The organism is Cupriavidus sp. Met-2, from assembly GCF_049843575.1.
GTDB classification, from domain to species: domain Bacteria; phylum Pseudomonadota; class Gammaproteobacteria; order Burkholderiales; family Burkholderiaceae; genus Cupriavidus; species Cupriavidus metallidurans.
The window spans coordinates 120,087-132,691 of record NZ_JBBHZL010000014.1; the positions used below are offsets into that span (position 1 = coordinate 120,087).

Annotated in this window: 13 protein-coding genes; 9 read left to right on the plus strand and 4 right to left on the minus strand. The window is 67.0% G+C overall.

Going from position 1 to position 12,605, the window contains the following annotated elements:
- Positions 1 to 74 precede the first annotated feature (74 nt).
- From bioA to WD006_RS25115, 9 genes are all read left to right on the plus strand, one after another.
- Entirely contained in the window at positions 75 to 1,481 is a 1,407-nt protein-coding gene (bioA, locus tag WD006_RS25075) for an adenosylmethionine--8-amino-7-oxononanoate transaminase (RefSeq protein WP_049799647.1), read from the plus strand.
- Complete coding sequence (bioF, locus tag WD006_RS25080; RefSeq protein ID WP_011515035.1) at positions 1,471 to 2,691, plus strand: 8-amino-7-oxononanoate synthase; 1,221 nt, start codon at positions 1,471 to 1,473, stop codon at positions 2,689 to 2,691. The genes bioA and bioF overlap by 11 nt, the downstream gene beginning before the upstream one ends.
- Positions 2,688 to 3,452, plus strand: coding sequence for a dethiobiotin synthase (gene bioD, locus WD006_RS25085; RefSeq protein WP_011515036.1), 765 nt, complete (start codon positions 2,688 to 2,690; stop codon positions 3,450 to 3,452). Before bioF ends, bioD begins: the two co-directional genes overlap by 4 nt.
- Positions 3,453 to 3,492: 40 nt before the next feature.
- Positions 3,493 to 4,530 (plus strand): biotin synthase BioB, encoded by a 1,038-nt coding sequence (bioB, locus tag WD006_RS25090; protein ID WP_008642857.1) that lies wholly within the window; start codon positions 3,493 to 3,495, stop codon positions 4,528 to 4,530.
- Between the two features lie 149 nt (positions 4,531 to 4,679).
- A complete protein-coding gene (locus tag WD006_RS25095) occupies positions 4,680 to 5,621 on the plus strand; it encodes a 2-hydroxyacid dehydrogenase (protein ID WP_011515038.1) in 942 nt (313 codons plus the stop codon).
- A gap of 34 nt (positions 5,622 to 5,655) precedes the next feature.
- Complete coding sequence (locus WD006_RS25100) at positions 5,656 to 6,153, plus strand: YbaK/EbsC family protein (protein WP_008642855.1); 498 nt, start codon at positions 5,656 to 5,658, stop codon at positions 6,151 to 6,153.
- A complete protein-coding gene (locus WD006_RS25105) occupies positions 6,150 to 6,404 on the plus strand; it encodes a DUF1289 domain-containing protein (protein WP_008642854.1) in 255 nt (84 codons plus the stop codon). The genes WD006_RS25100 and WD006_RS25105 overlap by 4 nt, the downstream gene beginning before the upstream one ends.
- Positions 6,401 to 7,330, plus strand: a complete 930-nt coding sequence (locus tag WD006_RS25110) for an MBL fold metallo-hydrolase (protein WP_011515039.1) — start codon at positions 6,401 to 6,403, stop codon at positions 7,328 to 7,330. The genes WD006_RS25105 and WD006_RS25110 overlap by 4 nt, the downstream gene beginning before the upstream one ends.
- Positions 7,331 to 7,332: 2 nt before the next feature.
- Positions 7,333 to 7,884: a GNAT family N-acetyltransferase gene (locus tag WD006_RS25115; protein ID WP_011515040.1), complete on the plus strand. Its 552-nt coding sequence runs from the start codon at positions 7,333 to 7,335 to the stop codon at positions 7,882 to 7,884.
- Positions 7,885 to 7,938: 54 nt separating this feature from the next.
- Here WD006_RS25115 and WD006_RS25120 read toward each other — a convergent pair whose 3' ends face one another.
- The 4 genes from WD006_RS25120 to dksA all read right to left on the minus strand — a co-directional run bounded on the left by WD006_RS25120 (position 7,939) and on the right by dksA (position 12,388).
- Positions 7,939 to 10,098, minus strand: coding sequence for a TonB-dependent receptor (locus tag WD006_RS25120; RefSeq protein WP_011515041.1), 2,160 nt, complete (start codon positions 10,096 to 10,098; stop codon positions 7,939 to 7,941).
- Between the two features lie 114 nt (positions 10,099 to 10,212).
- Positions 10,213 to 10,662, minus strand: a complete 450-nt coding sequence (locus WD006_RS25125; RefSeq protein WP_063834243.1) for a hypothetical protein — start codon at positions 10,660 to 10,662, stop codon at positions 10,213 to 10,215.
- Positions 10,601 to 11,776 carry a GTP-binding protein gene (locus WD006_RS25130; RefSeq protein WP_011515043.1) on the minus strand — a complete coding sequence of 392 codons (1,176 nt, stop codon included), beginning with the start codon at positions 11,774 to 11,776 and terminating at the stop codon, positions 10,601 to 10,603. The genes WD006_RS25125 and WD006_RS25130 overlap by 62 nt, the downstream gene beginning before the upstream one ends.
- 192 nt (positions 11,777 to 11,968) lie before the next feature.
- Positions 11,969 to 12,388 (minus strand): RNA polymerase-binding protein DksA, encoded by a 420-nt coding sequence (gene dksA / locus WD006_RS25135; RefSeq protein ID WP_008642844.1) that lies wholly within the window; start codon positions 12,386 to 12,388, stop codon positions 11,969 to 11,971.
- Positions 12,389 to 12,605 lie beyond the last annotated feature (217 nt).

Sequence of the window (12,605 nt, forward strand, 5' to 3'; positions counted from 1 at the left end):
GGGACCTTTCTACCATGAGCTTCCCACATCCGGCCGCGCGCGATGCGCGGGCGGACACTCATAGGAGAGTCCCTTTGACACATCCTGTCCTCGATTCCGGAGGCGGTGACACGTCGCTCGCGGCACGCAGCCAGCGCGCCGTGTGGCATCCGTGCACGCGCCTGCGTCCCGACGCCAGCGCCAACGAGCCGCCGCTCGCCATTGTGCGTGGCGAAGGGCCCTGGTTGATCGACGCTGGCGACAAGCGCTACTTCGATGCCATCAGCTCCTGGTGGGTCAATCTGTTCGGCCATGCCAACCCGGCCATCAACGCCGCCATCGGCGAACAACTGCAGACACTGGAACACGTGATGCTGGCCGGCTGCACGCACGCACCGGCCGTGGAACTGGCCGAGCGGCTGACGGCGCTTACCGGTGGCGCGCTCGGCAACGCGTTCTATGCGTCCGATGGTGCCTCTGCCGTCGAGATCGCGCTCAAGATGAGCTTCCACTACTGGCGCAACACCGGCCTCACGGCCAAGCGCGAGTTCATCTGCCTGCGCCATGGCTATCACGGCGAAACCGTGGGTGCACTGGCCGTGACCGACGTGGAGATCTTCCGCGATGCCTACGATCCGCTGACGCGCCGCGCCCACGTGGTGATGTCTCCCGATGCACGCCAGGCCGCGCGTAGCGAATCCGCCGCCGATGTGGCCACCCGGGCGCTGGCTGAACTCGAAGCACTGCTGCGCGAGCGTGCCGGCCAGATCGCGGCGCTGATCGTCGAGCCGCTGGTGCAGGGCGCGGCCGGCATGGCGATGTACGACCCGTCGTATCTCGAAGGCGCGCGCGCGTTGTGCGATCGCTATCGCGTGCACCTGATCGCCGACGAGATCGCTGTGGGCTGTGGCCGCACCGGCACGTTCTTCGCCTGGGAGCAGGCACGCGGCGGCGACGCGGTGCCCGCACATGCCTGGCCGGACTTCCTGTGTCTGTCGAAGGGCATTACCGGCGGCTACCTGCCGCTGTCGCTGGTGCTGTCGCGTCCCGAGATCCAGCGTGCGTTCGTGGCCGACGATATCGCGCGCAGCTTCCTGCATTCGCATTCGTACACGGGCAATCCGCTGGCCTGCCGGGCCGCGCTGGCCACGCTGGACCTGTTCGAATCCGAAGATGTGCTCGCCCGCAACCGCGAGCGCGCGCAATGGCTTGGCACGGCGATGGCCGGTATTGCCGCCGACCCGCGCGTCAGCCACGTGCGCCAGCGCGGCATGATCTGGGCCGCCGACATCGACCCGCAGGCAGCGGGGGCGAACTTTGCCGGACGCTTCCATCTGGCCGCGCGCGAACGCGGCGTGCTGGCGCGCCCGATCGGGCACACGCTCTACGTGATGCCGCCGTATGTTTTCGATGCCGAGCTGGCCAACTGGCTCGGTGAACAATTGCTGGACACGCTGCAGGCAGTGCTCGATCCGGCGGAGGAGGCACGCCATGCTGCTTGATCACCTGAAACGCGCGGCCGCGGAACGCGATGCCCAGTCGCTGACGCGCCGTCGCCGCATTGCTCACACGGCCTGCGCGCCGCACCAGTCGGTGGGCGGGATCGACGCCACGCCCACGCCGCTGCTCACGTTCTGCAGCAACGACTACCTGGGCCTGGCCAATCACGGCTCGATCGCGCACGCGCTGGCCGAAGGCGCGCATCGCTACGGTGCGGGCAGCGGGGCATCGCACCTGGTCAGCGGACATTCGCTGGCGCATGCGCAGCTCGAGCGTGAACTGGCGCGCTGGCTGGCACCTTACATCCCACAGGCGCAGGCGCTGTATTTCTGCACTGGCTACATGGCAAACCTGGCGGTGCTGACGTCGCTCGGCGCGACTGGTGCGACGCTGTTCTGCGAATCGCTCAACCATGCCTCGCTGATCGACGGCGCGCGTCTGGCGCGTGCCGATGTCCAGCGCTACCCTCATGGTGATGCAGGGGCGCTTGACGCGCTGCTGGCGGCCAGCACGACCGCGCTGAAGCTGATCGTGACCGATAGCGTCTTCAGCATGGATGGCGATATCGCACCGCTGGCGGCGCTGCTGGAAGTCGCCGAACGCCACGATGCATGGATCATCGTCGACGACGCGCACGGCTTTGGCGTGCTCGGCGAGAACGGCCATGGTGTGCTCGAACACCTGGGCCTGCGTTCAGAGCGGCTGATCTACATCGGCACGCTCGGCAAGGCCGCTGGCGTGGCGGGCGCGTTCGTCGCGGCGCACGAGACGATCGTCGAACACCTGATCAACACGGCGCGCCCGTACATCTACACCACGGCAGCACCGCCGGCGGTTGCCCACGCGCTGCTGACGAGTCTGGAAATCATCGCTGGCGAGGAGGGGCGCTCCCGCCGGGCGCATCTGACCGGGCTGATCGCGCAACTGCGCGCGGGGCTCGCGGTGCTGGCTGCCCAGGCCGGGTGGTCGCTCGGTGAGAGCGAGACCGCCATCCAGCCGCTGATCGTTGGCGACAATGCCGCCGCGCTGGCGCTGTCGGCCGCCCTCGAAGCCGAAGGCATTCGCGTTGGGGCGATTCGCCCGCCGACGGTGCCTGCCGGTACCGCGCGGCTGCGCATCACGCTGTCGGCATCGCACTCTGCAGCCGACGTGGCGCGACTGCTGGAGACCATCGCGCGCGCCGCGCCCCAACTGCACAAGGAGGCTGCATGACCGGCATCGCCGACCGGCCAGAGCGCTTCGCCTGCTTCATCACCGGTACCGATACCGGCGTGGGCAAGACGCATGCGACCGCCACGCTGCTGCACGCGCTGCATGGCGCGGGTTACAGCACGGTGGGCATGAAGCCTATCGCCGCGGGCGGAGAATGGCTCGACGACCAGTGGCAGAACGACGACGTCGATCAGCTTCGCGCGGCCGGCTCCGTGATCGTGCCGCAGGAAAAGATGTGCCCGTTCTTCTTTCGCACGCCGGTATCGCCGCATCTGGCCGCCGCGCTCGAAGGCGCGCGCATTACGCCCGAGCCGATTCGCGATGCATTCGAATCGTTGCGTCAGCGCGCCGAGGCCGTGGTGGTCGAAGGTGTGGGTGGCTTCATCGTGCCGCTCGACATGGGCGCCGCGCGCTGGAACACGGCGGACCTGGCCGTAATGCTCGACCTGCCGGTGATCATGGTGGTCGGTATCCGCCTGGGTTGCCTCAGTCACGCCATGCTGACCGCCGAAGCGATTCGCGCACGCGGCCTCAGGCTGGCTGGCTGGATCGCCAACCGTATCGACCCCGACATGCTGCTGCCAAGCGAGAACATCGTCACGCTGCAGGATGCGCTGGGCGCGCTTGACGCACCGCTGCTGGGCGAACTGCCGTGGCAGGTCGCGCCCGCCGTGGCAGCCCAGTACCTCGACCTCGCGCCGCTGCTGTCGGCCGCGCCGTCCGTTGTCCCCCATCACAGTGCCGCGACGCATCGCGCGTGAAGTGGCCAAACCGAATCCACTACCGAACCCCATACCGATCATGACGCAACAAGCCAACCAGACCGTCGCCACCATTTCCGCCGAAGCCCTGCGCCAGTCGGCCCGCAATATCGCGGCCGCCGCGCCGAAGGAGGGCGATGCATGGCGTGTCGACGATGTCGCCGCACTGTTCGCACTGCCGTTCAACGACCTGCTGTTCCGCGCCCAGCAAGTGCATCGCGAGCACTTCGATGCCAACACCGTGCAGCTTTCCACGCTGCTGTCGATCAAGACTGGTGGTTGCGAGGAGGACTGCGGCTACTGCCCGCAGAGCGCCCACCACGATGCGGGCGTGAAGGCTGAAAAGCTGATGGACCTTGAGGCCGTGCTCGACGCCGCCAAGGCGGCCAAGGCCAACGGCGCCACGCGCTTCTGCATGGGCGCGGCATGGCGCGAGCCGAAGGAACGCCACCTCGAGCCCGTGATCGACATGGTGCGCGAGGTCAAGGCGATGGGCCTGGAAACCTGCGTGACGCTGGGGATGCTCAAGGCCGAACAGGCGCAGCGTCTGAAGGACGCGGGCCTCGACTACTACAACCACAACCTCGATACCTCGCCCGAGTTCTACGGCAAGATCATCACCACGCGCACGTACCAGGATCGGCTGGACACCATCGGCCATGTGCGCGAAGCCGGCATCAACGTCTGCTGTGGCGGCATCGTCGGCATGGGCGAAGCCCGAGAGGCGCGTGCCGGCCTGATCGCGCAACTGGCCAATATGGACCCGTACCCGGAGTCGGTGCCCATCAACAACCTGGTACAGGTGGAAGGCACGCCGCTGGCGGGCACCGAGGCGCTGGACCCGTTCGAGTTTGTCCGCACGATCGCGGTGGCGCGTATCACGATGCCGCGCGCGATGGTGCGTCTGTCCGCTGGCCGCGAAGCCATGGATGAGGCGCTGCAGGCACTGTGCTTCATGGCCGGCGCGAACTCGATCTTCTACGGCGAGAAGCTGCTGACCACCGGCAATCCCCAGGCTGACCGCGACCGCGCGCTGCTGGCGCGTCTGGATATCCGCGCCGAGGGCTACGCGGGGTAAGCTGCCCTGGCACCTGTTTTCCACAACGTGGGAAACAGGTGCCTCCCATCGATCCGCCATGCGGAACGCGCTTCCGCAATCCAACCGCTGGCCCGCGACCTCTGCCAAAATACTTCATCCCATCCCCCAAAAAGAAAACTGGAGTCGAGATGAAGTTGCAGCTGTACGTGCCGGATGGCCGCTATGCCCCGTGGATCGATGGTTTCGCCGAAGTACTGCCGGAAGCGCAGTGCGTGACCTGGGAAGACAGCCAGGGCCAGTCCGTGGACTACGCAGTGGTGTGGCGTCCGCCGGTGGAAATGCTGCGCGGCCGTACCGATCTCAAGGCCATCTTCAATCTCGGCGCTGGTGTCGACGGTATCCTGAAGCTGAATGCCCAGCATCCCGATGCCCTGCCGGCCGGCGTGCCGATCATCCGGCTCGATGACGCCGGCATGGCGGCCCAGATGGCCGAGTACGTCACGGCCGCCGTGCTGCGTTACTTCCGCCGGCTCGATGTGTACGACGCGCAGGAACGCGCCGGCACGTGGAAATTCCAGAAACCGCATCGTCGTGCCGATTTCACGATCGGCGTGATGGGTGTTGGCACGCTCGGCGCCCATATCGCCCGCACGCTGGCTGGCTTCGGCTTCCCGGTGCGCGGATGGAGCCGCTCGCCGAAGACGGTGGACGGCGTGCAATCGTTCCACGGTGAAGACGGGCAGGCCGCCTTCCTCGATGGCTTGCGCGTGCTGGTCAACGTGCTGCCGCTGACGCCCGAGACCCAGGACATCATCGACACGGGCCTGCTGCATCGCCTGGCGCACGGCGCCTACCTGATCAACGTGGCGCGCGGCCAGCACCTCGTGGAAGAGGATCTGCTCGCCGCCGTGCGTGAAGGACAGATCGCGGGTGCCACGCTTGACGTGTTCCGCACCGAGCCGCTGCCTGCCGATCATCCATACTGGCAGGAGCCGCGCATCACGATCACGCCGCACATCTCGGCGCTGACGCTGCGCGAGGACAGCATTGCGCAGATCGCCGGCAAGATCCGCCTGCTCGAGTCGGGCAAGCCGATCGCCGGCGTGGTGGACCTGCAGCGCGGCTACTAGACCGCGACGCGCCCAGACAAAGGAGACACGATCCATGAGCGAGAGCCCCACGCTTCCCGATGCCGCGCAACGCGTGGCCGATCTGTTGGTCGGCATCGGCCACGACCGCCCCGTGGTGATGCTGCCGGCCACCGGCAAGACCTCGGCGGAAGCGGCTGCCGGTCTGGGCTGCACCGTGGCCGAGATCGCGAAGTCCATCATCTTCCGCCGCGTGGAAGACGATGTGCCGGTGCTGGTGATCGCCAGCGGCAGCAATCGCGTCGACGAGGCCAAGGTGGCGGCGCGCGTGGGCGCGCTGGGCAAGGCCGATGCGAAGTTCGTGCGCGAGAAGACCGGCTACGCGATTGGCGGTGTCTGCCCGATCGGGCACGCCGTCGCACCCGTGATGTTGCTCGATCAGGACCTGTTCCAGTACGACAGCGTGTGGGCAGCAGCGGGACATCCGCATGCCGTCTTCAACCTGACGCCGCAACAGCTTCAGGCGATGACCGGAGCGGAAGTCGCGGACGTGGCCCAGGTGACTTCGGCATGACCGCCGCGCAACGCCGTCTGCTGGCCGATCTGGTACGTGGCGCTGCCGCGGCACAGATCGTCGCGCCGGTGCCGTCGCCCTGCCGCAACGTCTGCAAGATGGACGCGGCCAGCGGCTATTGCGAAGGTTGCCTCCGCACGATTCCGGAGATCGCGGGTTGGTCGAAGGCCGATGACGAGGAACGCCGCCGCATCTGGGCCCTGCTGCCCGCGCGCGTGCCGCGCCTGTGCGCCGCGGGGAGCGAAGCATGAGCACGCCTCCGCTGCTGCCATCGACGATGCGCGTGTTCGAACGCGGCTGGCTATCGGCAAACAACATCCTGTTCATTGACGATGCCACCGGGGAGTCGGCGCTCGTCGATACGGGCTACGTCACACACGCAGCGCAGACCGAGGCGCTCGTGGCGGCAGCGCTCGATGGCCGGCCGCTGACTCATATCATCAACACGCATCTGCACTCCGACCATTGCGGCGGCAACGCGGCATTGCAGGCACGCTGGCAGCCCCGCACGGCGATTCCGGCGGCGGAGGCAGCGGCGGTCGCTTCCTGGGACCATGTCGCGCTGTCGTTCGATGCCACGGGCCAGCAGTGCGCGCGCTTCGGCTTCGATGCCTTGCTGCACGATGGGGACCGCCTGCGGCTCGGTGGGATCGACTGGGACGTAGTGGCTGCTCCGGGCCATGATCCACACGCGGTGATGCTGTTCGCGCCGTCGCACGGCATCCTGATTTCTGGCGATGCGCTCTGGGAAAGCGGCTTCGGCGTGATCTTTCCGGAGCTCGATGGCGAGAGCGGCTTCGTCGAGCAGGCCGCGGTGCTCGAGCGCATCGCGGCGCTCGATGCGCGCATCGTGATCCCCGGACACGGGCGGCCGTTTGACGATGTGACGGGCGCCATCTCGCACGCCAGAAGCCGGCTCGACTACCTGCAAGGCGATGGCGTGCGCAATGCCACCCACGCCGTGCGCGTGCTCGTGAAATTCAAGCTGCTGGAACTGCAGGCGGTCTCGCGCGAGGCGCTGTTCGCGTGGATGCGCGACACGCCGCTGATGCAGCGCATTCACGCACGCTTCATGGCGGGGCAATCCATCGAGGATGTGTTCGACCAGACGTTGCGCGCGCTGGCCAAGGCGGGTGCGCTGACGACCGAAGGCGATCAGGTCCGCAACCAGGACTGAGAATGCAGCCGCTGCGGGGCAAGGACTTCCTGTTGCGACCGTTCCGCGCCAGCGACGTGGACCCGTTCGTTGCCGCCGTGCGGGAGTCCATGGGCACCGTGGGCGCGTGGATGCCGTGGGCGCACCCGGACTACAACACGCTCGATGCGCAGGAGTGGTTCGCGCGCTGCGAGACGTGCATGGAAGAGGGCAGCGCGTATGACGTCGGCGTGTTCTCGGCCGACGGGCGCACGCTGTACGGTGGCGTGGCCATCAACCAGATCCGTCGCGAGGACAACCTTGGCAATCTCGGTTACTGGATTCGCCAGAGCCATCAGCGGCAGGGCCTGGCGTCGGGCGCGGCAACGATGATGGCTTGCCACGGATTCCACGCGCTGGGCCTCACGCGGATCGAGATCGTGGCAGCCGAGACCAACCTCGCAAGCCGCGGCGTCGCCGAGAAGATCGGTGCAGCGTTCGAATGCATCGCCCGTAACCGCCTGATCCTGGGCGGCCGGCCCGTGGCGGCCGCCGTGTATTCGCTCGTGCCCGAGTCATTTGATTTCAGCCGATAGCCGTCGTTATGCGCGCCCCTCCCCCGTGAGAGGGAGAGGGGCGTTTCCAGATCGTCAGAACATCGTCCGCATTCCGATCTTGACGCTGCGACCCGGCAGCGGCGCGATGTCGCGCAGGATCGACGTGGCGCTGCGGGCTTCCGTATTGGTCAGGTTGTCGCCGCGGAGGTAGAGCAGCGTCTGGGTACCCGACACCTTGAGCTTGTATGTCAGCGATACGCCCAGCATCGTGTATGCGTCGGTCGGCGTGTCGCCGGTCGGCACGCGGGTCTGGCGCGCGTTCCAGTCCACATTGATGCGCGCGCCCCACGGGCCGGCCGCATAGACCAGCGATCCACCCAGGCGCAGCGGTGCCAGTCGCGGCAGTGGCTCGCCGTTGTTGCGGTTTTCGCCATGCACGTAGTCGGCGCGGGCCTCGAAGTCGAGGGTGTCGCCGGTGGTCAGCATCTTCTGCAGCAGGCGCGTCTTGCCTTCCGCCTCGAAGCCATACAGCGTGGCTGGCACGCCCGCGTACTGCAGGACAGGTAGCGCGCCGTCGCTGCCGGCCGTCACGACATTGCCTTCGGCGTCGCGGAACGTGCCCGTGTTCAGCAGGGCAAGGTAGTTCTGGAAGCGGCTGTAGTAGCCCGACACGCTGCCGCTATGATCCCCTTGCTTGAAGCGCATGCCGAGGTCGATCGACGTGGCGCGTTCCTTGTTCGCATTCGGGTCGCCGATTTCGTAGGCGTTGGTGGCCAGGTGCGGACCGTTGGCGTACAGCTCGTAGAACGTTGGCGCGCGCTCGGTGTACGACAGGTTCGACGTGACCGTCCAGATCGGATTGAGCTTGTACAGCAGCCCGGCCGACGCGCTGCCCGCGTTGAAGCTGCGGTTGTCGTCGGTGAAGCGATCGTTGCCGTTGGCGCTGGCCTTGACGCTGCTGTGGTCGATGCGGCCGCCAAGGTTGAGCTTGAGATCGCCCGACGAAATCAGCGGCAGTTCCTCGAAGACGAAGAGCGCGGCGTTGTCGGTGGTGGTGCTCGGGACGAAGGCTTCCTCTCCCAGCGCCGAGAAATCGGAATGGCCGAACTGCGTGCCGATCACGCCGCTCATATTGCCGATCTTGCCGTGCGTGGCCTCGATGCGCGTATCCCAGCCACGGTTCTTGAACGTCGTGCCGGTCACGCCGTCTTCGATTTCGCGGTGTTCGTAGTCGGTGTAGTTGAAGCTGCCCTTCACCGATTCGATGATGCCGTTGGTATTGCCGGCCAGATTGCGCGCCTCGCCCGCCAGGCCGATGCGGTCCTGTCGCATCTTGATGCGGGCGTCGGCCTCGGCCGGGGTGCCGTAATCGTTGCGGTAGGTCGAGTAGTTGGCGCCGAGGAACCCGTCCGCCCAGGTGTAGGAGCCGCCCATCGAGCCGCCTTCCTGATGGGAGCTCGTGTTCGGCAGCGTGCCGTAGGCCTCGCTCTCTCCTGCGGGCAGCGGCTGCGTGGCACGCAGGTTGGCGCTGCGCGCGAATCCGGGGATGCGCAGGTCGCTGGTCTGGCGGACAAAGGCGTCGGCGTGCACGGCGAAAGTGCCATTGCCCGCTTCCAGCAGGCCGCTGGCGTTGCGCCCCTTGTCGCCACCGATCGTGCCACTGACATCGGCCGCGCCGGATACCCCGGTGACGGGGTCGCGCGGGATGCGATTGTCGATCACATTGACCACGCCGCCCAGTGCATTGCCGCCGTACATCAGCGCCGCGGGGCCGCGCACCACTTCCACTTTCTCGGCAACCAGCGGGTCGATCGGCACCGCGTGGTCATAGGACAGCGACGATGCGTCGAGCGTGGAGCCGCCGCTCTGCAGCAACTTGATGCGGTCGCCATCGAGGCCGCGGATGGAAGGACGGCTCGCGTTCGGACCGAAGTAGGTGGAGGTGACACCGGGCATGCCGTTCAGCGTCTCGCCAAGCGTGCTGGTCTGGCGCACGGTCAGCGCGTCGCCACCGAGCGTGGAGACGGGCGCGACCATCTCGTTCAGGTCGCTGCCGAGCGGATTGGCCGTGACCACCACTTCCTTCAGCGTTTGCGGTTGCGGTTGCGGTTGCGTTTGCGGCGCGGCCGGCGCTGCAGCAGCGTTGTCCTGGGCCATCGCGTGCGAGGCAACGCCGGAAGTGACGATCAGGGCGGCAAGCGCCGCCAGCGGGGTGCGACGCACCGCCGGAATACGGGTGTTGTTCGAGAACATGGCTCGCGATTTTCGTTTTCGTTCATGCGTGCGCGGTGCTGCGCGGGCGAGATGCCCGGCACCGCGCCGTGAGGCAGGCGCGAGCGCGCGGCAAGATACCGCGCCCCCGGCCAATCAGGCGAAAGCGAATGCGGCCGGTGGGGCGCGCGAGCGGAATGGTTGCGCGGACGGCAGGTCCGGCCAGCGCCAGGCCAGGTTGGCTGGCTTGACCGGCTTGCCGAAGGCGAGCAGCGGCAGTTGGAAGCTGCCGACGTGAATGTCGGCCACGGTTGCGCCGTCGAACAGCACGCAGGAGTGAAGGCCGAGCTTCAGGGAAAACGGTTCGGTGTGCGTTGCATCGTCGGACGCCACCGTCAGCGCCGGCTGCGAGGCGTTGGGCAGGCCACCATGCAACACGCGGTGGACCAGACCCGCGTGCTGGGCGAGCAGCAGGCACGCGACCAGCCACAGCACGGCCCAAAGGCTCGGGCCGCGCGCGCGCAAGCGAGAGAGGGTGCAGGACTCAGTGTGCATGTCCGCAATCGCACGGCCCGTCGCCATGATCGTGGTCGTGGCCGTGATCATGGTCGTGGTCGTCGTCGAACGCGTTGCCCCAGTCGGGGAACGGATCGGGGTAGGCCGCCCATGCCTCGGGGCCGGCGGCCATTTCGTCGTCGGTGAGCAGGCACGCATCGAGCTGCGCTTCCAGCGCGTGCGCGTCGAGATCCAGGCCGATCAGCACCAGTTCCTGGCGACGGTCGCCGTACTCTGCGGGCAGGCCGTCCTCGATCAGATCGGCCTCGATGGCGGCGCGTGCCGGACCTTCGGGCGGCCATTCTTCGGCGTCGATCGCTGCCCACCATGCACCGGCGGCGCCGGGACGGCACACGCCGCCTGCCTGGCTCCAGTCGCCGGCGATGTCCATGCGGCTGGCGAGCCAGAACAGACCTTTCGAACGCAGCACGTCGCCATGCTCGCGCATCCATTCGGTATGGATCAGGTCCGCGAAACGCTGCGGGTGGAACGGGCGGCGCCGGCGGTAGACCAGCGTCGACACGCCGGCGGCATCGGGCACCGTATCGCCCTGCAGCGCGGCTTGCCAGCCGGCGGCGTTGGGTGTGGCGTCGATATCGAAGCGTCCGGTATCCAGCACGCGTGCGGCGGGCACTTGGCCGTGGCTCGCGTCGACGATGTCGGCGCGCGGATTGAGCGCATGGAGCATCACGTGCAGGCGCCCGAGCTGGCCGGCATCGACGAGGTCGATCTTGTTGACGACGAGGACGTCGCATACCTCGACCTGGTCGATCAGCACATCGACGACCGTACGGTCGTCGTCATCGTGCGCGGCCAGTGCGCGGGCCGACAGAAAGTCGGCGTCGTGGTAGTCCTGCAAGAAGCGGCTGGCGTCGATCACCGTGACCAGCGTGTCGAGGTGCCCCACGCTGGTGGTCTCGCCGTGCTCGTCCTCGAAGGCGAAGCCCTCGGCCAGGCCCAGCGGTTCATCGGTGGCACCGGCTTCGATCACCACATGATCGTACTGGCCGGTCTGGGCCAGCCGTTCGACTTCGGCAAGCAGGTCGCCATGGCTGTCGACCACGGCCACGCGCGCGCCGGCCTGGGCTTCCAGGTGGCGCAGCACGGTGGTCTTGCCGGCGCCGGTAAATCCGGACAGCACGGTGACGGGCAGACGAACGGCCATGATGATCGATGTTGATGCAACAAAGTTGCGACTGTAGCAGAAAGCCTGCCCCGGGGACAGGCGGTCATTCTGAAATCATTCTGCAATGGTAGTGTCGCAATCGTTACACCATCAAGGCAAATACGACTCCGGAAAAGAAAAAGCGGCCCGGATCACCGGGCCGCCGAGTTTTCCGCCTCTCGAAGGATCGAATCAGTCCCCGAACAGCTTCTGGCGCAGTTCGCGGCGCTGTTGCGCTTCCAGCGACAGCGTGGCGGTCGGACGGGCCAGCAGGCGCGGCACGCCGATCGGCTCGCCCGTTTCCTCGCACCAGCCATAGTCGCCGGATTCGATGCGCTGCAGCGATTGCTCGACCTTCTTCAGCAGCTTGCGCTCGCGGTCGCGCGTGCGCAGTTCCAGGGCGTGTTCTTCCTCGATCGTGGCGCGGTCAGCCGGATCCGGCACGATGACCGTTTCGCGCAGGTGTTCCGTCGTCTGGTCCGCATTCTTGAGGATCTCGTCGCGAAGCTGCTCAAGGCGATTTTTGAAGAAGGCGAGTTGCGCCTCGTTCATGTAATCCTTGTCGCTCATCTTCAGGATTTCAGCTTCAGTCAGAAGTTTGTTGCTGCTCATGGTCCCTGCTGATTCTCTTGTTGATGCGACCGGCGGCGTCGTCGTCCGCTCGGGTGCAGTGGCCGTCCGCTTGCGCGGGGCGGCTGTTTCACTCTGGCTGGCTGCAGTCTTGCTGCTTCGCGTGCCTCCCTTGGCCTCGCCCGCATCGGCGTGCGCCGCCGTACTGCCGCGAGGAGCTGGCGTCGCCTTTGCAGGCGCTGCCTTGCGCGTCTCCACC

What these genes read in the sequence shown, in the direction of transcription:
- bioF (WP_011515035.1), top strand. Translation starts at nt 1,471, where the DNA reads ATGCTGCTTGATCACCTGAAACGCGCGGCCGCGGAACGCGATGCCCAG.
- bioD (WP_011515036.1), top strand. Translation starts at nt 2,688, where the DNA reads ATGACCGGCATCGCCGACCGGCCAGAGCGCTTCGCCTGCTTCATCACC.
- bioB (WP_008642857.1), top strand. Translation starts at nt 3,493, where the DNA reads ATGACGCAACAAGCCAACCAGACCGTCGCCACCATTTCCGCCGAAGCC.
- WD006_RS25095 (WP_011515038.1), top strand. Translation starts at nt 4,680, where the DNA reads ATGAAGTTGCAGCTGTACGTGCCGGATGGCCGCTATGCCCCGTGGATC.
- WD006_RS25100 (WP_008642855.1), top strand. Translation starts at nt 5,656, where the DNA reads ATGAGCGAGAGCCCCACGCTTCCCGATGCCGCGCAACGCGTGGCCGAT.
- WD006_RS25105 (WP_008642854.1), top strand. Translation starts at nt 6,150, where the DNA reads ATGACCGCCGCGCAACGCCGTCTGCTGGCCGATCTGGTACGTGGCGCT.
- WD006_RS25110 (WP_011515039.1), top strand. Translation starts at nt 6,401, where the DNA reads ATGAGCACGCCTCCGCTGCTGCCATCGACGATGCGCGTGTTCGAACGC.
- WD006_RS25115 (WP_011515040.1), top strand. Translation starts at nt 7,333, where the DNA reads ATGCAGCCGCTGCGGGGCAAGGACTTCCTGTTGCGACCGTTCCGCGCC.
- WD006_RS25120 (WP_011515041.1), bottom strand. Translation starts at nt 10,098, where the DNA reads ATGTTCTCGAACAACACCCGTATTCCGGCGGTGCGTCGCACCCCGCTG.
- WD006_RS25125 (WP_063834243.1), bottom strand. Translation starts at nt 10,662, where the DNA reads ATGATCACGGCCACGACCACGATCATGGCGACGGGCCGTGCGATTGCG.
- WD006_RS25130 (WP_011515043.1), bottom strand. Translation starts at nt 11,776, where the DNA reads ATGGCCGTTCGTCTGCCCGTCACCGTGCTGTCCGGATTTACCGGCGCC.
- dksA (WP_008642844.1), bottom strand. Translation starts at nt 12,388, where the DNA reads ATGAGCAGCAACAAACTTCTGACTGAAGCTGAAATCCTGAAGATGAGC.